This is a genomic window from Streptomyces sp. NPDC008313, assembly GCF_042956125.1.
GTDB lineage: Bacteria > Actinomycetota > Actinomycetes > Streptomycetales > Streptomycetaceae > Streptomyces.
The window spans coordinates 40,976-62,853 of sequence record NZ_JBIBFR010000016.1; the positions used below are offsets into that span (position 1 = coordinate 40,976).

General features: G+C 70.7%; 14 protein-coding genes. 9 read left to right on the top strand and 5 right to left on the bottom strand.

Annotated elements, in window-relative coordinates:
* Positions 1–53: 53 nt before the first annotated feature.
* From ACFY93_RS22145 to ACFY93_RS22170, 6 genes are all read left to right on the top strand, one after another.
* Positions 54–1,694, top strand: a complete 1,641-nt coding sequence (locus ACFY93_RS22145; RefSeq protein WP_391361658.1) for a TIGR02677 family protein — start codon at positions 54–56, stop codon at positions 1,692–1,694.
* Complete coding sequence (locus ACFY93_RS22150) at positions 1,691–3,016, top strand: TIGR02678 family protein (protein WP_391361659.1); 1,326 nt, start codon at positions 1,691–1,693, stop codon at positions 3,014–3,016. The genes ACFY93_RS22145 and ACFY93_RS22150 overlap by 4 nt, the downstream gene beginning before the upstream one ends.
* Positions 3,013–7,269: a TIGR02680 family protein gene (locus ACFY93_RS22155; protein WP_391361661.1), complete on the top strand. Its 4,257-nt coding sequence runs from the start codon at positions 3,013–3,015 to the stop codon at positions 7,267–7,269. The genes ACFY93_RS22150 and ACFY93_RS22155 overlap by 4 nt, the downstream gene beginning before the upstream one ends.
* Positions 7,266–8,531, top strand: coding sequence for a TIGR02679 family protein (locus ACFY93_RS22160; RefSeq protein WP_391361663.1), 1,266 nt, complete (start codon positions 7,266–7,268; stop codon positions 8,529–8,531). The genes ACFY93_RS22155 and ACFY93_RS22160 overlap by 4 nt, the downstream gene beginning before the upstream one ends.
* 339 nt (positions 8,532–8,870) lie before the next feature.
* Positions 8,871–10,691: a hypothetical protein gene (locus ACFY93_RS22165; protein ID WP_391361666.1), complete on the top strand. Its 1,821-nt coding sequence runs from the start codon at positions 8,871–8,873 to the stop codon at positions 10,689–10,691.
* 8 nt (positions 10,692–10,699) lie between these two features.
* Positions 10,700–10,870, top strand: a complete 171-nt coding sequence (locus tag ACFY93_RS22170; protein WP_391361668.1) for a hypothetical protein — start codon at positions 10,700–10,702, stop codon at positions 10,868–10,870.
* Between the two features lie 620 nt (positions 10,871–11,490).
* On the opposite strand, the gene ACFY93_RS22175 is transcribed toward ACFY93_RS22170, so the two are convergent.
* Together ACFY93_RS22175 and ACFY93_RS22180 are read right to left on the bottom strand one after the other, a co-directional pair.
* Positions 11,491–12,189, bottom strand: coding sequence for a methyltransferase domain-containing protein (locus ACFY93_RS22175; RefSeq protein ID WP_391361933.1), 699 nt, complete (start codon positions 12,187–12,189; stop codon positions 11,491–11,493).
* 111 nt (positions 12,190–12,300) lie between these two features.
* The gene (locus ACFY93_RS22180) at positions 12,301–12,765 is read right to left on the bottom strand and encodes a hypothetical protein (protein WP_391361670.1); all 465 of its coding nucleotides are present in this window, start codon (positions 12,763–12,765) and stop codon (positions 12,301–12,303) included.
* A gap of 188 nt (positions 12,766–12,953) precedes the next feature.
* Between ACFY93_RS22180 and ACFY93_RS22185 the strand changes: the two genes are divergently transcribed.
* Entirely contained in the window at positions 12,954–14,243 is a 1,290-nt protein-coding gene (locus ACFY93_RS22185; RefSeq protein WP_391361672.1) for a helix-turn-helix domain-containing protein, read from the top strand.
* A gap of 648 nt (positions 14,244–14,891) precedes the next feature.
* Here ACFY93_RS22185 and ACFY93_RS22190 read toward each other — a convergent pair.
* From ACFY93_RS22190 to ACFY93_RS22200, 3 genes are read right to left on the bottom strand one after another with little or no spacing between them, the layout of a single operon-like run.
* The gene (locus ACFY93_RS22190; RefSeq protein WP_391361675.1) at positions 14,892–16,163 is read right to left on the bottom strand and encodes an acyltransferase family protein; all 1,272 of its coding nucleotides are present in this window, start codon (positions 16,161–16,163) and stop codon (positions 14,892–14,894) included.
* On the bottom strand, positions 16,160–18,334 hold the full coding sequence (locus ACFY93_RS22195) for a glycosyltransferase (protein ID WP_391361678.1): 2,175 nt from the start codon (positions 18,332–18,334) through the stop codon (positions 16,160–16,162). The genes ACFY93_RS22190 and ACFY93_RS22195 overlap by 4 nt, the downstream gene beginning before the upstream one ends.
* Positions 18,335–18,359: 25 nt before the next feature.
* Complete coding sequence (locus ACFY93_RS22200; protein WP_391361681.1) at positions 18,360–18,824, bottom strand: hypothetical protein; 465 nt, start codon at positions 18,822–18,824, stop codon at positions 18,360–18,362.
* Between the two features lie 218 nt (positions 18,825–19,042).
* On the opposite strand from ACFY93_RS22200, the gene ACFY93_RS22205 reads away from it, so the two are divergent.
* Together ACFY93_RS22205 and ACFY93_RS22210 are read left to right on the top strand one after the other, a co-directional pair.
* Positions 19,043–20,050, top strand: coding sequence for a glycosyl hydrolase (locus ACFY93_RS22205; RefSeq protein ID WP_391361684.1), 1,008 nt, complete (start codon positions 19,043–19,045; stop codon positions 20,048–20,050).
* A 109-nt stretch (positions 20,051–20,159) separates the two neighbouring features.
* The gene (locus tag ACFY93_RS22210; protein WP_391361687.1) at positions 20,160–21,869 is read left to right on the top strand and encodes a PQQ-binding-like beta-propeller repeat protein; all 1,710 of its coding nucleotides are present in this window, start codon (positions 20,160–20,162) and stop codon (positions 21,867–21,869) included.
* The last annotated feature ends 9 nt before the right edge of the window (positions 21,870–21,878 follow it).

A 21,878-nucleotide genomic window follows, 5' to 3' on the forward strand; every position in this document is an offset into this window, starting at 1 on the left:
CATTTTCGGCCACTCACCGGCGGTGCCCGGCTGCGCCACGTAACCTCACGGACATGGGGGCATCAACATCCGGTGCAGGTCAGGGCACCGACGAGGAGGCGCGGCGGCGGCTGGACGCATACACGTACCTCAGCGCGCCCGAGCGGCTGGAGCACGTCGCGATCATGCGGGTTTTCTGCGGGACGCTGCTGGCGGATCTTGCCGTCCCGGACATCATGGCGAAGCTGCGTCAGAGCAGTGGTCCCGCCGCGGGGCTCGACGCCGACACCCTCACGGTCCGACTGGAACAGTTAGCGCAGTGGGGAAACCTGCTGCGCAGCAGCCACACGGTGAAGGCGTCCAGCATCAGCGAGTACCAGCGTTCCCGCTCGCGCTACCAGCTGTCGAAACTGGGCGAACGCATCCAGAGGGACGCCGACGGGGTCCTGGCCGAGGCCGACGCCGCCCGCGAGGTGAGCAACGAACTGCTGGCCCTTGTCGAGCGCGGGCTGCGGGAGCTGGCCGGCCTCGTGACCGCGCCGGGCGGCATCCAGCCGCAGGACGGGCTGGAGCGGATCAGCACACTGTTCGTGCAGTTCACCGAGTTCGCAGACTCCATACGTGACTTCTACGCCTACCTCGGCCAGGTGCTGTCCCGCTACGACCTGGACAGCGCCGAGTACCAGGGCTTCAAGGAGCTGCTCCTGGACTACGTCGAGGCGATCACCGAGGACGTGGCGTTCCGCGCACCCCGGATCTCGGCGGCGCTGGACACCCTGTGGCCGCACATCCCGGCTCTGCTGGATCGGCTGGACGCCCACGCCCAGGGGCTCACCGGGCTATCGGCGCAGGGTGAAGGACGCCTGGAGGTCCGGGTACAGCGCAGCCGGGGCCGCGAGCTCGCGGACTGGGAGGGCCTGCGCGGCTGGTTCAGGGACACCGACGGTCAGGGCAGTCAGGTCGATCAGCTGCGGGACGCCACGCTGCGCGCGTTGCAGTCGCTGCTCGCCAACGCCAAGCGGATGCTGCGGTCGGCCACCGGGGAGATGTCCCGGCGTAAGGATCTGCTGCGGCTGGCCCGCTGGTTCGAGGAAGCGGCGCCGCAGGACGCGCACGACATCGCCGTCGCCGCTTTCGGTCTGTACGGTGCCCGCCATCTGGGCATACCCCCGGCCACCGACGAGGTGGTGCCGGCCTACACGAGCTGGTGGACCGGTCCGGTGGTCGAGGTGCCGGTGGCCCTGCGGGAGAGGGGCAGCCGTGCCCAGCGGGGCCGGGCCTCCGCGGTGGAGGATCACTCCGCGCAAAAGGAGCGGCTGCGGGAGGCCGCCCGGCAGCGGGCGGCGGCTAGGACAGCGGCGGCGGACGAACTGCGCAGCGCGTCGGGTCGGTTCGCCGACGTACGGCTGACCTCGGCGGCGCTCGGGCTGCTCTTGGAACTGCTGGCCACGGCACTCGGGAACGCTCAGCTCAAGCGACTCGCCGATACGGACGGTGATGGACCTAAGAGCTTCAGCCTCGACTCGGCGCGCAGCGAGGACGCCGAACTGGGCATCCGGCTCACCGTGCTCCGGACGGCGGGCGCGCGAACGGTGCTGTACTCGGCCGACGGTGACCTGCTGCTGGACGACCTGGAGCTGGACATCAGCCGTATCGCAGCCGCAGTCGACGGTGAAGGCGCTCTCGACGGCGAGGCCGAGGTGAGCGTGTCATGACCCTTCCTTCGACTCACGACGTGGCCTTGGCCGCCGAACGCCGTACCGCCGCCCGGCTGTTGCTCGCCCACCCCCTGGTCGCATCGGACGGCCCTCACGCCGACCTCTTCCCACTGATCCGCAGGCACGCCGACTGGCTGGGCAAACGGTTCCAGCAAGTGCTCGGCTACCGCCTGCTGGTCGACAGCTCCTTCGCCCGACTGTTCAAGGCGGGGCTGGGGCCGGGATCGGGTCACCGGCTGGAACGCTCCACCGGCACCCCCTTCACCCCGCACACTTACGCCTGCCTCGCGCTGGCCCTGTCCGTGCTGGTGACCGCGCCCGAGCAGATGCTGCTGTCACACCTGGTCGCCGATATCAGGGCTGCCGCAGCCGACGCCGGGATTGAGCTGGAGGAAACGGGCCGGGCGGCCGGGAAGCGGACCCTGGTCGCGGCTCTGCGCCAGCTCGTCGACTGGGGCGTGCTCATCGAGACCGAGGGCCATGTGACCGCGCTTGCGCAGGAGGCGGGCGGAGAAGCCCTGATCACGATAGATCGGGAGCTGGCACGCGTGGTTGTCGCCGGCCCGCTCTCCCAAGCACGGGACGGCGCCGACCTGGTCCGGCGGGCTGCGGACCCGGGCTTCGGCGCACCACGCACCTACGTGCGCCGGATGCTCGTCGAGACACCCGTCGTCCACCTCGACGAGCTGACCGACGCCGAGCGTGACTGGCTCCGCACCCGGCAGCGCCGGGAAGCCCAGGCTTTCTCCGAACTCCTTGGTCTGGAGATGGAGATCCGTGCCGAGGGCGTGGCACTGGTGGACCCCGAGGAGGAGCTCACGGATCTGCACCTGCCGGGAACCGGGACCGTCGCACAGGCCGCGCTGCTGCTGGCGGAACGACTCGTGGAACGGCTTCGGCCGCAGGAACCGGGGCATCCGGCGACCGGCGGGACGCTCGTCATCGGGGTGGCCGTCCCGGACGGCCTGGTGGATGAGGTGCTGGCCGAGCTGATCGCCGAGTACGGGCAGCGCAGCAACTGGCAACGCGGCTACCTGGAGGACCTTCCCTCCCTGCGAGAGGCCGTACTGGACCTGCTGGTCCGCATGCGGCTGATGGCCCGCGCGGGCCGCCTGCGCGCCGAGGGCGAAGGACTTCCGGAGGGGTACGTCGAAGAGGCGTCGGAAGGACGCACGGTGACCGATGTCCATGGCGCACGGCCCGGCGGCGACGGCTGGGTACTGCTGGCCGCAGCGGCCCGCTACGCCACCCACGTCACGGTGCGCCCGGCCACCGCAGCAGGCAAAGGCACTGACGTTCAAGAGGAGTTGCCGCTATGACCACCGACGCGCGTGGCCTCGTTCCGCTGCCGCGTTCCGGCGCTGCGACACCCGCCGGCCCTGCGACGACCGCCGGCACCCGCTTCCGGCTGCACCGGGCGGGCATCCAGAACGTCTGGCAGTACGACGAGCAGGAGTTCTCCTTCGGCGACGGACGGCTGCTGCTGCGCGGCAAGAACGGCGCGGGCAAGTCCAAGGCCCTGGAGATGCTGCTCCCGTATCTTCTGGACGGCGACTCCCGGGCACTGGACTCGACAGGCACCGGCCGCACCACGCTTGCCTGGCTGATGCTGGACGGATTCGAGCAGACCAACCGTCTCGGGTATCTGTGGGTGGAGTTCCGGGGCACGGCCGACGACGGCGGTCACCGCCACCTGACGCTCGGTGCCGCCATCCGCGCCTCGAAGTCGACGCAGAAGGCGCTGCCGACATTCTTCGTCACCCCGCTGCGGATCGGTGAGGACCTGCACCTGGTCGAAGCCGGTAAGCCGCTGCCGGTCGACCGGCTCAAGGAGATCGTCGGCTCCGACAACACGACCGAGCGGGCCGTCATGCACCGCTCCCGGGTGGCCCGAGACCTGTTCGGCATCACCGACGCGACGCGCTACCGCAACCTCACCCAGCTCCTCCACCGGCTGCGGCGCCCCACGGTCGGGGACCGCATCGAGCACGGGGGCCTGGCCTCCCTGCTGAGCGAGACCCTGCCAGGGCTCGACGAGGACGTGGTCGAGAAGGTGGCACGCAACCTCCACGACCTCGACGCCGTACGCGACGAACTCGGCCGCCTGGAACGCACCGACACGGCACTGCGCACGTTCCTCACCAGTTACCGCGGCTACCTGGCCGGAGTCCTGCGTACCTCCGCGCAGCGAGTCAGCCACGAGCTGGGCGTCCTCGCGCAGCGGCGCCGGGCGGCCGGAGACGCCGCACATCGGACGAGCGACCTGCGGACGCAGGAGGAGGAGTCGGAGGGCCGACTGGAGACCCTGCGCGAGGAGGAACAGGCAGCCCGGACCGACCTGGCCGCCCTGCACGCCAGTCACGCCTACGGCAGCCTGCGCGAACTGTCCGAACGCCGCGGCACGGTGGAGGCGCTGCACACCGCCGCCGAGGCCGCCCTCACCACCCTGCACAACGCACACGACGCGGAGGAGAGTACGGCGGAGCGGCTGGCCGAAGGGGTCGAACACCTAGGGAGTCGGCTGGCCGAGCTTGGAACCGAACACCGCGAGCTGCTGACGCAGGCGGAGAAAGCCGGGCTCCCCACCGGCCATCTCGGCGAGGCGGTGGCTCTGTCACGCACCGTCCTGTCCCAGTCCACCGAGACGGAGTTGACGACTCCAGACGGGGGGACGCGCACCGTACGGCATCGGTCCGCAGCCCGCGCGGAAACAGCCACCACGCGGGAAGCACTGCGGTCCTGGCAGCACCAGCTGGAGGACGCCGAGACGGTCGCGAAAAACCGGGCCCGGATGGTCCAGGAAGTTAACCGCCTCATCTCACGGGCGGATGCGGCCCGCGCCGGAGCGGCTCAGGCCGATGCCGAGCGGGAACGGCTGGAGGGCGAGGCGGAAGAGGCCGCCGGCCGTCTTGACCTCAGCCGCCAGAACGTGGCCGAGGAGAGCAGCGTCTATGCGGGCAGTGTCGCCGAGTGGACAGCGCACACGCGGACCGTGCTGGGGCCCGACTGCCCGCAGCTGGACGCCGTCCATGCCACGGTCGGCCACGAGACCTCCACCGACGCACCGTTCGCGGACCGCACGCTGCCGCCCGACATCGACAGCCAGGCGTGGCGAACCGCTCAGGCCGCGCTCGAACCGTACGGCGAAGAACTCACCAGACGCCGGGACGCACTGGCGCTCGGCGTCGGCCGACTCGATGAGGAACTCGACCGCCTGACGGAGCAGAAGCGGGACTGGGAGCAACGTACCGACCCTGAGCCGTCGGCCCCGCACCATCGCGTCGCCGAGAGGAGGTCGGGCAGCGGAGCCCCCTTCTACCGGCTCGTGGACTTCGCGGACGACCTGGCACCGGTCGACCGGGCCGGTCTCGAAGGGGCGCTGGAAGCGAGCGGAATCCTGGACGCGTGGGTAGGCGCGGACGGCGTCCTTCTCGACCCTCGCACCCGGGACACCCTCCTCCAGCCCGGTCCCGCTCTGTCCGACGGACCGACTCTCGCTTCGGCCCTGCGCCCGGCCCCTGAACCGGGGTGCGGTGTGACGTTCGAGCGCGTGGAGGGTCTGCTGACCGCTATCGCGCTCACACCGGCAGCACAGACCGCCACACACAACGCGGTGTGCTACGACGGCAGTTGGCGTCTGGGCGTGCTCAGCGGGCGTCACGACAAGGGCGACACCGAGTACGTGGGGGCCGCCGTACGCGCCGAGACCCGGCGGCGCATCCTCGCCGAGCTGCAGGAGCGGATCGCGCGGACGGAACAGCGGCTGGCTGACGTCCGCGACGAGCTCGCCGTAACCGATGCCATGCGTCGGGCTCTCACACTCGCGGAACGGAACTTCCCCCGGGCGCAAGATCTCGCGAACGCATGGAGCAGGGCCGAATCAGCCGACAAGACCCTGCATGACCTGACCGTCAAGGCGGCCCGGGCGGCACGGCAGGCCGAGGAGGCCCGCGCTCTCGCGGTGTCGGCGCGTGCCGAGGCGGACGCCACCGCGACCGCCCACGACCTGCCCGGCGACCCTGACGCATTGGACCGCGTACGCACCGCACTGGCTGCCCTGCTCAGCGGTGTGGGACATCTACGCAGGGCAGTCGGCGGCACGGGCGAGCGGCTCGGCGCGAATCAGACGGATGCCGAACGGTACGAGCGTGCCCGTGAGGATCGCCTGGCCGCGGAGGAGAGCTACCGGGTTCATCTCACCGGACTGCGCACCGCGGAGCAGGACCTGCGGACCCGCGAGGAGGCCATCGGGTCGTCCGAGGAGGAAACCCTCACCCGCGAGCAAGAGACCAAGCAGCGCATTGCGAGCGCCGTCCGCGCCTTGCCTGGGGCGCAACGAGCCCGCGACGACCTCCACGACCTGCGCGTGCGGGCGGAAGAGGACGAGAAGCGTCTGCGCGGGACCCTGGCGGACCAGGAGACGGAGGTCATCGACACCGGCAGCGCTCTTCGCGGTGCTCTCGGCCGACCGGAGGTGGTGCTCGGCGCCGGCCTTGATCGGTCCTCGCTGCCCGAGTACGTGTCGGATGATCCGAGCGTGGACGTCCGCAGCCGTCTGCGAGCGCTGCGGGCACTCGCCGACGCCCTGGAGCAGGCCCTCGGCCGTCCGAGGGGCGAGGTGTCGGACAGCGCCCTACTCATCCGGCACACCGCGCTGCGAGACCAACTGGCCGGCGGATACGACGCACAGCTGGAGGAACGCAACGGGATCAAAGTGTGCCGCCTGGTCGACGACCACGGGTCTCATGACGTCGCGGCCGTGGGCGAGCGGATCGCAGTCCAGGCCGCGGAGGCCCGAGGACGACTCACCGAACGCGAACGCGAGGTGTTCCAGCGGTTCCTGACCGGCGAGCTCGGCGACCATCTCTCGACACAGGTCATCACCGCGGCGAACCTGGTCGCGGCTCTCAACGACACCCTGCGGACCGTGCGCACCTCTCACGGTCTCGGCGTCGAGCTGCTGTGGAAGCTGGACGAAGACGTGGACGCGGACGTCCGGGCAGCCGTGGATCTGCTGCGCAGTCCGTCGAGCCTCCGGACGCGCGAGGAAACCGAGCAGCTCCGCGAAGTCCTGCAACGCCGGATCGAGGACGCCCGACGGGCCGATCCTTCAGCCGGTTACGCCGCCCATCTTCGGACCGCGCTGGACTACCGCGACTGGTTCCGCTTCCACACCTTCGTGGTCGAGGACGCGGCTCCGGGCCGCCGTAGGAAGCTGACGGGCCGGACCGGGCTCAGCCAGGGCGAGCAGCGGGTGCTGTCCTACCTCGTGCTCTTCGCCGCCGCTGCCGCCCACTTCACCAGCCTCGCCGAGTCGGCACCGCATGCGCCGCGGCTGATCCTCCTGGACGACGCCTTCGCGAAGGTCGACGAACCCACCCATGGGCGGCTGGGCCGTATCCTCGTCGACCTCGATCTCGACTTCGTCCTCACCAGCGAGCGGCTCATGGGCAACTGGCCCGAGGTTCCGTCTCTGCACATCTACGAGTGCCTCCGTGATCCCCATGTGCGCGGGGTCGCCACCCTGCACTACACCTGGAACGGTCGGCACCGGCGTCTGGTGTCCGTGTGAGCGGGCTGCCCTCCGCGACGCGCGAATGGCTGACGGGCCCCGGGCTCACCCGGCTCTGGGAGGGGGTGCGAAAACGCCTGGAGAGCAACGGCGTGCAGGCCACGGGTTCGCTCCGGTTGGCTTCGCTGAACGCCCAGGAACGCAACGACCTGTCTCTCCTCCTGGGTAAACCCCTCACCGGTGCCGCCGTGACCATACGGCTCGACGTGCTCGACGCACGGCTACGCGCCTCAGCCGCCGGACTCGGCCTCAGACAGACCCTGGAGGAACTCGGCCCGTCACTCACCGACCGCCGTGCCGCCCGCGCGGACGTGGCGGCCCGGCGGGAGCAGGTGTGGTCGTCCCTCGCTTCGGCACTGGATGCCTCCCCTCTCGCCAGCCAGGAATGGCCCCGGCAGTGGTACGACCTGTTGCGCCGGGCTGGCGTTCCGAGAGGAGTGGCGCCCGAAGCGGCGATATGGACACTCCAGCAGGCGGTCCAGGTCCTCACCGCTCTCCTCGGCCCCGAGAGGGGCAGCGCACTCGGCCGAGGAGAACTCGCCGCCATGGCGACCGGCTCCGCGCACGGCCTGGACGACGGCACCTGGCTCGCACGCCTCGTACAACGCGGCGTCGCCCTCGCCCATGGCACCGAGTTCCCCGACGACGCGGCTGGTCGACGCGCTCTGTGGCGGCTGGTGTCCGTCACTCCGGACGAGGTCTCCAGCACGGTGCTGACGTACGGGCTGCGACCCGACGGCGAGGGCTGGCGGGAATGCGCCCTGCGCGAGCGGGCCGAGCATCACGCCGAAGCCCACGTCACACCACGCGACCTGCACACCCTGCGGCTGCGACTCCCCGCCGGAACACTCATCCACATCTGTGAGAACCCTCGCGTGGTGGAAGCCGCGGCGGACGCAGCCTGCGTCCAGCCCCTGGTGTGCACGTCCGGCAGCGCCGCCACGGTGGTCTTCACGCTTCTGGACGCCCTCGCCGCCACGGGCTGCCGCTTCGCGTACCACGGCGACTTCGACTGGCCGGGGATCGTCCTGGCCAACCGGGTCATCCGCCGCTACGAAGCCCGGCCGTGGCGCATGGGCACCGCGGACTACGAGCACCTGGCCGCTCGCAGCCAGGCTGAGGGCATCCCTCAACTGGCGCTCGACGGCCGGCCGGTCAGCGCGGACTGGGACCCGGATCTCGCCCCTGCCATGGCCGCCCTCGGCGTCGCGCTCCACGAGGAAGCCACCCTCGACGTCTTGGTGGCCGACCTTTCACGCTAGGCGTAGAGACATCGGCGCCGTGCCGAACTCCAGGAGCCAACCCGCTCCGCGGGCCCCCTCCAGACCCGTATGTCCGTAACCGCCCTCACTGTCAGTCCCTTTCGGCATGATTGACGCCCACACCTGGTACACCACCGTGCCCGGGTGGGTCCGATCAGAGGCCAGAGGCACGGTGTCGGAGATTGGAGTCCGATGGCCGCGGCGGAACCACGTACGTCCCTCCCTTTCGATTTCCTGCGTACGGTCATCGCACAGGCGTCCGCCGACTCCCCGCCCACACACATGGCTGTCGAGGCGATACGCACGGCGCCCCAGGGCACGGACCGGGACGGTCTACTCATGGCCCTGCTCACGGGACCGCTCGCAGAGTCGGCGCCCGAGTGGCTGTTGGCCACGGCGGTGGAGAGCGACCTTAATCGCGAACCGCAGCCGTATATGACGACCGGCCGCATGGAGTTGGCCTGTGTCGCCCTGTCGCACCCCGCCTGCCCGGACGAAAACAGGGTGCGGCTTCTGCGGGAGTGCACTGAGGCGCAGCTCGGTGTGCTTGGCCGGAGAGAGAGTGGGGCAGCGCTCATCCGCGCCGTCGCTGCTGAGCTCCACCGCCGCTCGGCAACGGGCCTGACCATCACCCCCGAACTGCTCACCGCTCCGACGCCCGCCCAGCTCGTACTCGGCGAACACGGCTTGCACGAGGACGTGTTCGTCGCAGCCCTCGACTGCCTCCCGTTCGGGCCAGACATACATGACGGCGAAGAAGACGTCGAGGCGTGGATGGAGCGCCACCGCGCCGCATCCGACGCATGGGAAAGCATGTGGTCCGGCATCCTCCGGGCACAGACGGAGCATCACCGCCCTCTGCTGGCCTGGTCCGCGCAGCACCCCGCCGCCGATCGCGTGGTGCGCGAGCACCTGCTGGGCTCCTTGCCGTGGCACGTCGAACCGGCCTTGTTGGAGGAAGTCGCCGCACACGACCTGGAGTACTTCGGTCGAGCGGTCCTCCTCACCCGGATCTCCCGGTCCTGCCGGGACGGGCTGACGCCCGCGCAAGTACGAGAGCGCTACGCCGAGGAGCTGGCGGCTGCGTCCCAGGAGGAGCGGGACTACGTGGAGCGATTCCTCGACGAGGAGATGCAGTCCGAGTACCTTCAGACCATGGCCTGCCGGTCCGCTGTCGCCTGGGTGGAGCGCGCAAGCAGGCAAACCTGGCGGTTCCTGCTCAACCCCAGCGAGGCCCGGCGTCTCGGACGGCCCCGGGAATGGCTGGCGTCCGAAGAACTCGTCGCCGCCCTCGGCACCCGGTTCGCGACCATCTCCCTTAGTGCCTTGAGCCTCTGGGAACCGGACCCCGATTCGCGCTATCCGGTCGTGCGTGATCTCGGCTGGTTGCGCGCACTCCTCGTACATCTCCCCGAAGTCCCGGACGAGGCACGGCAGAAAGCACGTCTCGTAGTGCAGGAAACCCGGCGGACCCTGTCCGCCCGGTCAGGTGCGCACGGCTACTCCTCCTCCGGCCATTCCGCGTGGGAGGAGAACCGACGGGCCAATGAACTGATCGCCACCATCATGCCGCTCATCACTGATCCCGTCCCCGCCTTGCCGGGCCGACGCACGGCCTCCCTCGGCGACCCGCAGGACATCGGTTTCAAGAAGCTGGCGGACGCCGACGAGAACGTTCTCAGCGCCTACCTCGACCGGCACACGGGCAACGACACGCTCGTCGAGGAGGCCCTGCTCTCCTTCGCCGCCCGCTCCTACCGGAAGTCCCTCACCTTCGACGACGTACTGGCCCGCCACTCCGCCCCACAGCACACACTGCTCGATCTCACGCTGCACCTGCGCAGGCGCCTGGGCGGCGGACCAGACCTTCGTGGGAGCTGGGCCGAGATCATGCTGGCCCGGCCCGAGTGCCCTGCGGAGTTGATCCGGCTGCTGCCTGCCTGGTCAGCGCTGAAGGCCCGCGGCCCGCACTACGACACCACTCATCCCGCAGTGGCCGCCTACGTCACCGAGGCCCTCGGAGACAGTGACGCGGCGTGGCTACGGTTCGCGGCAAGCCCCATGTCGCACGCCGGCCCGGGCGCCTGGCATCGGCTCGGCGACCTCCTCGACGCGGCAGTCAAAGGGACCGCGTGGCCGACGCCTCCGCCGGGACGATGACAGCAGCCATGTCGATCGGTCTCAGTCTCGTGGGCATGATCCCCGAGTGCCTCGCCAAGTACATGGAGAACGTCAACGGCGATGTCCGGACGAGTGGCTCCTCGGGAGCCATCTGGGAGCCGACCCGCTCCCCGAGCCCCTTCGAAGCCACCCGAGACCACGACAGTCTGACCCTCTGACCTGGTAAAACATCATCCGTGCAGGCAAGATCAGCACCCGAACCTCATTCGGGACGAAGAGGTCGTGGGTTCAAATCCCGCCACCCCGACTTCGTAAGTGCAGGTCAGGGCCGGTTCTCCTTCGGGGAGACCGGCCCTGATCGCGTTGTATCTGGGTGTCATCTGGGTGTGATCTTGAAACGGGGTGTCACCGCTCGGCGGCGCGCTGCTGCAACAGCCGGTCGAGGATCGGGACCGGGGAGCGCGGGGCGAGAAGCAGCCGGTCGTCCAGGGACTCGTGCCAGACCTCGGTGAGTTGGTCCATGAGGAGCGCGCGTATGTGTCCGTCACGTGGGTGTACCGGGCGCTGACCGATCCGTCCTCGTGGCCCTGGCGCTCGTCCGCGAGAACCTTCGGGCAGTCCAGCTCCCTGAGAGGACGTCGAGAAGGAGCTGTGCGACGTCATCGTGACGGCCCAGGTGGACCTGCTCACGATCAACCCGGAGGCGGAGAAGGCCCTGGACGCGCGAGTGCAGAGGCTCCTGGAGCGGCTGAACCTCAGCTAACCCTCAGCGCGAACGCACCGCGGCCCCGGAGCCCAGGAGACTCGGCCCGTGGCAGCGGCATTCCCTGGCCCGGTCTCAGGTGGCGGGGCGCTCGGCCGTGACAAGGAGGGTGGCGGCGGGCCGGGGGCCGTCGCCAGCGGGCAGCTCCTCGACGCGGATGTCGGTGAACCCGGCCTGGTCCAGGATTTTGGTCCACACGTGCTCCTGCAGCACCCACCGGTGCATGGTGGCGCTCTCGCCCCCCGGGGTCTTCGCCGGCACCTCGGCGGCCGTGACGTCCGGCTGCGCGGGCCTGCCGGACAGGTAGTGGGAGAGGGTGGAGAAGACCAGGTGTCCACCGGGGCGGAGCGCGTCAGCGGCAGCCGGGAGCAGCTCGCGGGGGTCGGTGAAGTCCACCGCCCCGAAGTGGCTGTAAAGCACGTCGTAGGCGCCCGGGTTCACGCGAAGGTGGGCGACGACGTCCGCGTGGACGAAGTGCAGGCGCGGGGCGAGGTCGGCGTACAGGGCGGTGGCCATGCTGTGCTGGGCCGGGGACGCGTCCACGGCGTCGATCCGGTTCGGGGCGTGGTGCACGGCCAGGTGCGCGGCGTGGCGGGCGGCGCCAGCGCCGAGGTCGGCCACGGTCTTGCCGGTGAGGTCGCCGAGGACTTCCGGGCCCGGCCCGTCCTGCTGGTCCCAGGTCCAGCGGAAGGAGTCGGGGACGGCGTGGTCCTGCGCGGCGCGGGCCCGGCCGTAGTGGTGCCATAGGTCTGTGGTCGTGGTCGTCACCCGCATCATCCTGGCGGCACCGCGCGGGGGGCTGCTGCCGGTTCGGGCGAAAGTAACCCGGGCGTGCCTCGGCGGCCCGAGCCGTGGGCCCGGACCGCCGAGGGCGTCACGTGGGGGTCAGTGCGAGTCGTTGCCCGGGTGGCAGGGGCCGCAGTCGGCGGCGTCCTCCCACAGCGGGAGGTCCACTTCCCAGCCGGCGCGGGCGACGAGGTGGGCGGTCTTGATGACCGACCCGTCGTTCTTCATCTTGACCTTGGGCACGTGGTGCAGGAAGTGCCCGCCGTTGTACTTGTCGCACAGCTCGGCGTAGGCGACGGTGTCCAGGATGATCGTGTGGGCGCCGATGTCGACCAGTTTGCTCGGGGCGAGTCCCAGGCCCTGGCCCCGGAGGGACATGGCAGTGAGCAGGTAGGCGTAGCCCTGGCCGAGGACGCGGGCGGCCATGACGGAGTCGTACGGGCAGTCCCGCATCAGCAGGCCGACCTGCTTCTGCCAGAGGTCCGCCGGCACGATGTCACGGGGGGAGCGGGCCGCTCCGGTCACCGGGTCGGTGGCGACGGGGGTGTCGGCTGCGGTTGCCATGGTGCCTCCCTTGGATGGTGCCCCACGAGGTGCGGGGCGATATAACGAGAACACCGCATCCGGCACCCGGCCGGTAATCAACTGGCTCTCCTTGCAAGGCGTTTGCACGTCGTGCAAGCGGTCTCGACGGGTGCCGTCCCGCGCCCGTACCGTGGTGACCCCCGGTCGTGCAGCAGGGGGAGGGGCCAGTGCCCGGTGACCCGCTCTGGAACAGCGCGAAGGTCAGGGAGCTAGTCGCCCGGCGACAACCGGGCGGACTCGTACGGTTGGGCCGTGAGCACCGAGGATGGACGCTCGCCGAACTCGGCGAGCACCTGGGGTGCTCGGCGGCGACTGTCTCGCGGATGGAACGCCGGACCCAGGTCACCGACCTGACGCTCGTTCACCGGGCTGCCTCCACGGTGGGCGTTCCTCGACACGTCCTGGTGAGTTCTCTGGCGCCCCCCGCTCCTTCCGGACAGGCCAGCACTAGAGTGTCGGCCAGTCCGCACGCCGAGGAGGACCCGATGCGCCGCCGCTCGTTGCTCGCCGCCACGGCGACCGTCCCGGCCGCCATGCTGCTCGGTATGGACCGGGCCTTGGCCGACACCCCGCCACCGACGGGCAGGGGTGCCCTGGACGCCCGTTTGGCCTCCACCCGCGACCTCTACGACAAGGGGGCCCACACGCAGCTCCTCGGGCTGCTGCCGGGCCTCCTGGCCGACGGGCACGCCGCTGCCTCCTCGCGCCGAGAGCTGGACCAGGCCCGAATGTCCTCCGTCTACAGCCTGAGCGCCGCCCTGCTGATCAAGCTCGGCTCGTACGAGCAGGCCCGCCTCACCGCCGACCGCGCGCGCACCTGGGCCGAGGTGTCCGGGTCCCCGCTCGCCGCCGCTGCTGCCTCCCGCGAGCTCGCAATCGTGCTGCGTCACCAGGACCGGGGCGAGGAAGCCCAAACCCTCATGGAATCGGCCGCGGCCCGGGTGGAAGCGACAGGGCTGCGGACGGACGCGGCCTTGTCGGCCTACGCGCAGATGCTGTGCACCCTGGCCTACACCGCCGCCCGGGGAGGCCGGCGCGCGGAGGCCCTGGTCATGGCCGAGGAGGCACGGCGGGCCGCACGGCGCCTACCGCTCCAGGCGCCTGCCGGGCGTCTCTTCCCCATCAGCCCGGCCGCCGTGGATCTCTACGCCGTCGGCGTCTACTGGGCCCTTGGCGACGCCGGCGCCGCCCTGGAGGCGGGGCGGAACCTTCGGCCCGAGCACTTCCCCACGGCTGAGCGGAAGGCACGTCTGGGCACAGACATGGCCCGTGCCTGGTGGGCGTGGGGCCGCCCTGAGCAGACCGCCCGCGCCTTGCTCGACGCCCACCGTGCGAGCCCCGGCGAGGTGAGAGACCGCCCCGCGATCCGCAGCATCGTGACCGAGTTGGCGCAGCGGCACCCTCGTGCCGTTGGCGTGCGGGAGCTGCACGCCGCCGTGTCCGCCCCGGCGAGCTGAGACCGCCGCCCGTTGGGCCCCACCGGGTCCGGACATGCCTCGCTCCGGGCACCAAGGGGTCCCGGCCAGCCGTCGACCCGGCCTGAGTCGGCGCTCGCCTGGGTGCGACACCCAGCTCTGGAGGCGACACCCAGGTGTCGGGGGCAGCGTTGCACCCTCTCCAACCTGGGCAATCTGCGGTACTTCTGCCGATTCTGGGTGTGAACCGGGTGTCGGTCTCCGGAACCAAGGAGTGCGGGAGGGGTGTCCCAGAGGTACCGCAGACGCAGGGCGGCGGGACATCGGCCTCGAACTAACGTCTCTGAACTGGGCTTATGCGGCGCTACAGTGCAGTGCAGGTCAGCAGGGTGCAGAGCGCGGGGCCGTTACCCAGCGTCCCTGATTCGGGACGAAGAGGTCGTGGGTTCAAATCCCGCCACCCCGACAGCCGTAACAGCAGGTGAGGCACCTACCAGTCTTGGTGGGTGCCTCACCTGTTTCTGTGTACGCGTATGCCTGCCGCGTTCCGGGCGCGGCTCCAGCCGCCCCTTCCGGGCTCCGGGAAGGCAGCCGGCATCAGGGGCGGACGGAGATGCTGGTGCCAGGGCGTTCCGGCGCAGGGCGTCCCGGCACCCGGGCGCCCGGCGATTTCCGGGCGCCGTCCGTGACTCAACGCCCCCGGCGGCGCCCCTTGGAGCGGCGGGGGTAGGGGAAGAGGCGTGGGCGGCGTTTGGCTGCGACGTCCTCGATCCAGCCGAAGAGCAGGATCGCCAGGCAGATCAGCGGGACGGAGATCACCAGGGGGGTCCATCGGCTGGCCAGCAGCCACTGCGCGTGCTGGTAGATGAACGTGTTGCTCCACAGCGGGTCGATGAGCGGCTCGGTCAGTACCAACGCGACGGAGTGCCACAGGTAGACGGTGACCGCGCGGGAGTTGAGCAGGCTGATCACGCCGTTGAAGCGCTCCAGCGGCTTGGGCCACTGCTCCCAGGAGGGGCTCAGGTGGAGCAGCAGCAGCACCGCGCCGAACGACCAGATCGCCTGGGCGACCGGCACCGCTTCCAGATCGTGCCCGAGCCGGGGGTTGTCCACCGGCGACCGCAGCAGCCACCAGTAGCCGAAGACGAGCACCAGCGGTGCGAGGGACGGCACGATGTACTGCGGGATCTTGCGGAGCAGCCCTTCCCCGTGGGCCATGCCGAGCAGCCAGCAGGAGCCGAAGGTGGTGAAGTCGGTGGCGGCCTCCATCAGCCGGCCACTCTGGTCGACCAGGCCGGAGTTGATGAAGAAGGCGAGCGCCAGCGGCACCATCAGGGTGACCCAGGGCAGCTTCCGCAGCGCCTTGAGCATGAGCGGCGACAGCAGGACGTACCAGAGGTAGGCGCGCAGGTACCACAGCGGTACGCAGATCTGTTCGGCCCAGGTGCTCGGCAGGTGCCCGCCGAGCGTGTGCAGCGAGTCCCCGAACGGGGGTTCGCTGAGCGGCAGGATCCAGTAGGCCAGCTCGCCCCACCACCAGTTGGGGTGGTGGTCGTAGCCGGGGCCCCAGCCTTCCAGCAGCATCAGCGGCACCACGATCGCGCCGAACAGCCACATCGGCGGCAGCAGTCGGCGCAGCCGGCCGCGGATCACGCTCAGCGCCGGCCGGTTGAGGGACCGCACCATCAGCGACCCGGCCAGCGCGAACATGACACCCATCGAGGGGAAGACGACCGGCAGCCAGGTCCAGCTGAAGTTGTGGTAGATCACCACGCGGACCAGGGCGAGCGCCCGCAGCAGGTCGAGGTAGCGGTCGCGGACGGGCTTCCGCGGCGGTGCCGGGACGGTCTCCTCGGGCCGCGGGACGCGTTGCCCGGGAAGCAGGGCGGGGTCCGTCACGCGCAGGGCTACGGTGTCGGAAGGGTCCTGGATGCCGAACGCACCCGGTTTCGCGATGCTCATGAGGATGCAGCCCCCGTCGTGACGTCGAGCCCGACCTCACCGGTGCGCCGCAGCTTCTGCCAGCGCAGGCGGCCTCCGGTCAGGGCGGTGATGGCGGACTGCAGCAGCACCATGTACATGAGCACGCGGTAGACCACCTGCTGGGCGGGCAGCGTGATCAGGTGCCAGGATTTCTCCTTGTCCAGGTGGAAGGACCACCAGGCGCAGACGGCCTGCAGGGCCATCACCGCGAACCAGGCGGCCAGCGTCCGGTAGGCGTCGACGAAGACCACGCCGTAGACCATGCCGATGTCGATGGCGGGCGCGAGCAGCGGGGTGACCACCATGAACAGGGTGACGAACGGCAGACCCACCCGGCCGAAGTGGCCGGCCGCGCCGCGCTCCAGCACCGCGTGCCGGTGCTTCCACATCGCCTGCATGGTGCCGTAGCTCCAGCGGTACCGCTGCGACCACAGCTGCTTCATGCTGTCGGGTGCCTCCGTCCACGCGCGCGCGTTCTCGGCGTAGACGACCTTCCAGCCGGCCCGGTGCAGGGCCATGGTCACGTCGGTGTCCTCGGCGAGCGTGTCGTCGCTCATGCCGCCCGCCTGCTCCAGAGCGCTGCGGCGGAAGGCGCCCACGGCGCCGGGGATGGTCGGCATGCAGTTGAGCACGTCGTACATCCGGCGGTCGAGGTTGAAGCCCATCACGTACTCGATGTGCTGCCACGCGCCGATCAGCGTGTCGCGGTTGCCGACCTTGGCGTTGCCGGCCACCGCGCCGACGCGGGGGTCGCCGAAGGGCTGCACCAGCTCGCCGACGGTGGCGGCCTCGAAGACCGTGTCGCCGTCCATCATGACGATCAGGTCGTACGAGGCGGCGGCCACACCGGTGTTGAGGGCGGCCGGCTTGCCGCTGTTCGGCTGCCGGATCAGCCGGACCATCGGCAGGCCGAGCTCCTCCACGATGGCGGACGTGTCGTCGGTCGACCCGTCGTCGACGACGATCACTTCGATGGGATGGTCGCTCCGGGCCAGTGAGAGCAGGGTGTTGGTGATGCACTCCTGCTCGTTGTACGCGGGCACCACCACGGTGACCGGTTCGGTGACCGGGTCGCCCCAGGAGAAGCCCGGTCTGCGGATGCGCCGCACGTGGACGGTCGAGAGCACCAGCATCAGCGCGAACCGCGCCATGACCAGCACACCGACGACCGCCAGCAGGCCGACCAGCCACGGCAGCAGGCTCACCGCGAAGGTGGTGCACCACAGGAACGCCTTGCCGACCCACAGGTTGTAGCTGGTCACCTTGGTGTTGGCGGAGCCGGTGCCGAGCGCCTCGCCGGTGGTCTTGAAGGCGTATCCCTGGGCCTTGAGCTTGTCGATGATGATCGGCAGCGCGGCCAGCGTCTGCGCACGGTTGCCGCCCGCGTCGTGCAGCAGGATCATCTCGCCCTGGCCGGGGAGGTCGGGCATGGCGGCCTTGACGATGGAGTCGACGCCGGGGCGCTTCCAGTCGTCGGTGTCCTTGTCGATGAAGGCGGTCAGGTACCCCTCCGACCCGGCCTGCTTGGTCACCGGCCACGACCAGTCGTCCAGCGCGTCCACGGTGGAGGAGTAGGGCGGGCGGAACAGGCTGGAGTGGATGCCGGCGACACCGGCCAGGGCGAGCTGGGTCTCGCCCAGCTCCCAGGTGAGCCGGGTGCCGGAGTGCAGCGCGAGGTCGGGGTGGGTGAAGGTGTGCAGGCCGATCTCGTGGCCGTCGGCCACGATCCGGCGGATCAGCGCCGGGTTGCGGGTGACCATCGAGCCCGTGACGAAGAAGTCGGCGCGGACGTCCTTCTCCTTCAGCACCTCGAGGATCTTCGGCGTCCACTGGGCGGACGGTCCGTCGTCGAAGGAGAGGACGACGGTCTTGTCCGGGATCGTGTAGTTGACCGGCCTGCCGTTCTTGTCGCCGCGTGCGTCGACGACCGGGCCGCCCTCCAGCACGCTGGCGGGGACGGTGCCCTTGTCCACCGAGACGGCGATCTTGTCGTCGTGGAAGGCCTCGTTGTTCGCCATGCCGCGGAGGACCATCAGCGCGAGCAGGGTCGCCAGTACGGTCACCGGCAGGAAGAACCGCAGGGGAGGCGCGGCGAGTCGGCGCGGCCGCGCGAGGGACTGCCGTGGGCGCTGGTGGCGGGGGCGGGGCATGGGCTTCCTGGTCGGTCGCATGTGGCTACTGCGCGGCGGCGGTCGCTGAGCCCGGCGCTGCCGGAACGGCCGGGGTCGTCGCGGTGATGGGCACGGTGGCGTCGGACGCGGTCGCCGGGGTCGTCGGGGTCGTCGGGGTGACGGTCGCCGTGGCGCCGGACGCGCCCGCCGGGGTCGTCGCGGTGACGGGCACGGTCGCGTCGGACGCGCCCGCCGTGGCGGTGGCGCTCCCGCTGGGCTCGGCGGCGCCGGGGGCCGCGGGCAGCGGCGCGTTCAGGTACTGGTGGGGCGGCTTGGTGTCCGCGGTGCGGGGGACGGTGAGCGCGGGCGCCTGCGACTGCGTTCCGACCAGGCCGGAGATCATCGCCACCACGCAGCCTGCGCAGACGATGCCCACCAGCCAGCCGAGGCCCCGCAGGCGGCGGCCGCGCTGACCGGTCCGGTCCACGAAGACGGGAGCCGGCTCGGCTGCCGTGGGAGTACTCGTCATCGACAGCCTCGAGCTTCTTTCATCGTGCTTGCAACCAGCTCGGCGCTGTCGAAAGTCGTGAGTAGTGGAAAAAAATGATCAATACACGAGGAAGGGGAGCGTATCTGACCCACCCCTGATCACGTACGAAGATTAGTATGGAGATTCGGTGAATGTCACGCGGGTCTCGTACAGTTCGGCTAAGTCGCTTGCATCCCTGCCCGAACGGACCCACGCACATGGCCACAATCCGCCGCGGCCGCCTGACGGCCGCCGCGATCCTCATGGTCGCCGTCTCGTTGCTGGTGGGCGCCTGCGGCGGTGGGGGCAGCGGGGGTGACGCGAAGGCGGGTACGGCCACCGCGCCGGCCGCGCGCGACCAGGTCTCGTCGCTGCTCAAGCCGTCCGGGCAGGCGCTGGGAGTCGTCGACGCCAAGACGCCGTGGCAGTACGACATCGTCACCACCTTCACCGAGGAGGCCGGGCGGGCCCCCGACATCCGCGAGTACTACAGCTCGTGGGGCGAGGACTTCGACGCGGAGGGCAACGCCTTCCTGTGGCGGCGCGGCCAGTTGCCCATGATGGCGCTGGTGCCCGCCGACACCTCGCTCGCCGACATCGCCAAGGGCGAGGACGACGCCTACATCCGCAGGCTGGCGGACCAGATCGCCGCCTACGACGGCCCGTTGGCCCTCTCCTTCGCCGGCGAGATGAACGGTCCGTGGAACTCCTGGGGTCCCCCGCACACCAAGCCCGCCGACTTCGTCGCGTCCTGGAAGCACCTGCACGACGTCTTCGCCGCGCGAGGCGTCACCAACGTGATCTGGGTGTGGACCCCGCACGTGATCGACTCGGGCACGAGCACGAAGCTGCGGCCCTACTACCCGGGCGGCGCCTACGTCGACTGGGTCGGCCTCATCGGCTACTACGGGCCGATCGACGGCGTCGCCTTCTCCAGCCTGTTCACCCCCACGCTGCACCGGATCGCGGAGTTCTCCAGCAAGCCGGTGCTGATCGCGGAGACCGGGGTGGCGCAGAGCGACCAGAAGGAGGCGCACATCCGTGACCTGTTCCGGGGCGCCGTGAAAGCCGGCGTCATCGGGCTCGTCTGGTACGACCAGCGCAAGGACTGGCCCGGCGGCAAACAGCTGATGGACTGGCGGATCAGCACCTCGCTGGGTGCGCGGGCCGCGTTCCAGGTGGAGTCGGCCCGGAACGGCTTCGGCCATTCGTTCAAGAGCGGCTGATCCAGGACAGTCAGGGCATCCCGGGCGCGAGCCCGCACGTAACGACATTCATCGGGGCGCATCACTGCGGCTGGCGCACGCGGATGCCCGACCAGGGGAGAGCACGGAGATGGCGACGGAATCGTCACCGGGACAAGGGGCTTCACCGGACGATCTCGGCTGGGCCTTCCGCCCCCGCGAGTCCGCGCCAGCTCCCTCCCCCGGCCAGGAGACTCCGCAGGGCGACGACGACTGGGCCTTCCGCCCCCGCCGGTCCCCTGCCGCCCCTCAGCCGTACGGGGAACCGCGACGGACGGAGCAGGCCGCACCGTGGGACGGCCAGGCGCCGGCCGCGCCGTACGGTGGTTCCTCCGGTACGCGGTGGGACAGCACCGTTCCGCTGCGGTTCCCCGAGCCCCGCACCGGCGACCACGAGGCCATCGACGGGCCGGGCCGCCCGACACCCCCGCACAGCCGGCACGGCGGTGAACCGGCGGACCGGGAGCCCGTGCACGCGTCGGCGCCGTCCGCCGCCCCCGCCCGGGTCGCCCTGCGTCCCTCCGAGCCTGCCGCCGCGCCGCCGCAGTCCCCCGCTGGCGCGGGCGGCGGACGGACCGGGAAGCCCCGGTGGGTGCGGAGGGTCGTACTCGCCCTCGCCGTCCTCGCCGTCGCCGGCGGGTCCGCCGCCGTCATGCTGGAGCGGCAGGAAGCCGCCGCCGCGGCCTCGGAGAAGCTGACGCAGGCGTGGCAGATACCGGCGCCCGCCACCGACGACGCGCTGATCGGCAGCTGGCTCACCGACGACCTGCTCGTCCGGGCCGGCAGCCGGGGCGGTCTGCGGGCCTACGACCTGGCCGACGGCAAGCAGGTGTGGCGCGCCGCGTCCGGCTCCACCGGCGCGAAGCGCGGAACCGTCCCGTGCGCGATGTCGCCGACGCTCAGCGCCAAGGGCGTCGGCACGGTCGCCTTCGGCAAGGACGCCGGCACCTGCACCCGGCTGGCCGGTGTCGACGCGTCCACCGGCAAGATCCTCTGGTCGGTGCCGCTGACCAACGCCAAGCACCCCACGGCGGTGACCGCGTCGACCTTCGTACAGGGCAACGTCGCCACCGTCGTCAGCCAGAACTTCCTCGGCGGTGTGGACATCCGCACCGGCAGCCGCGTATGGGGCTACAAGGCCCGCGGGCACTACTGCAACGCCTACACCTGGGGCGCCGACGGCGTCGTCCTGGTGGACGACTACTGCCTCGACCGGAAGACCCGGTTCACCCTCACCGCGTACGACGGCCGGACCGGGAAGGTGATCTGGCGGAAGGCCGAGAGCGCCCACTCGGACGTCACGCACATCCTGTCCGGCTCACCGCTGGTCGCCGCCATCCACACGTCGCGGCAGGACGCCGTGCGGGTCCTCGGCACCACCGGGACCGGCCGCAAACTGGCCGTGGGCGACAACGAGCTGACGACAGGCAACAACACCGGCGCCGACCACTCCGCCCGGCTCTACGGCAACGTCCTCGTCACCCCGGCCTCGTCCTCCGGCCACATGGTGATCGACGGCTACGACACCACCACCGGCGCCAAGCTCTGGACCCGCCGCTCCGCCGCGCTCGCCGTCACCGCGTCCGGGACGGACGGCAAGGTGCACGCCGTCACGACGTCCGGCTCCCCGCAGCTCATCACCCTCGACCCGCGCACAGGCCGCACCACTCCGGTCGCGGACCTGCCGGCGGGAACCGGCAAGGGGAACTTCACCTCCGGCACGGTGTACGTCACCTCGGACGGCGGCGTGCTGGAACTCGACGCCCTCGGGTCGAACGGAGGCGTGCGGCTCTACCGTTAGCGTGCCCCG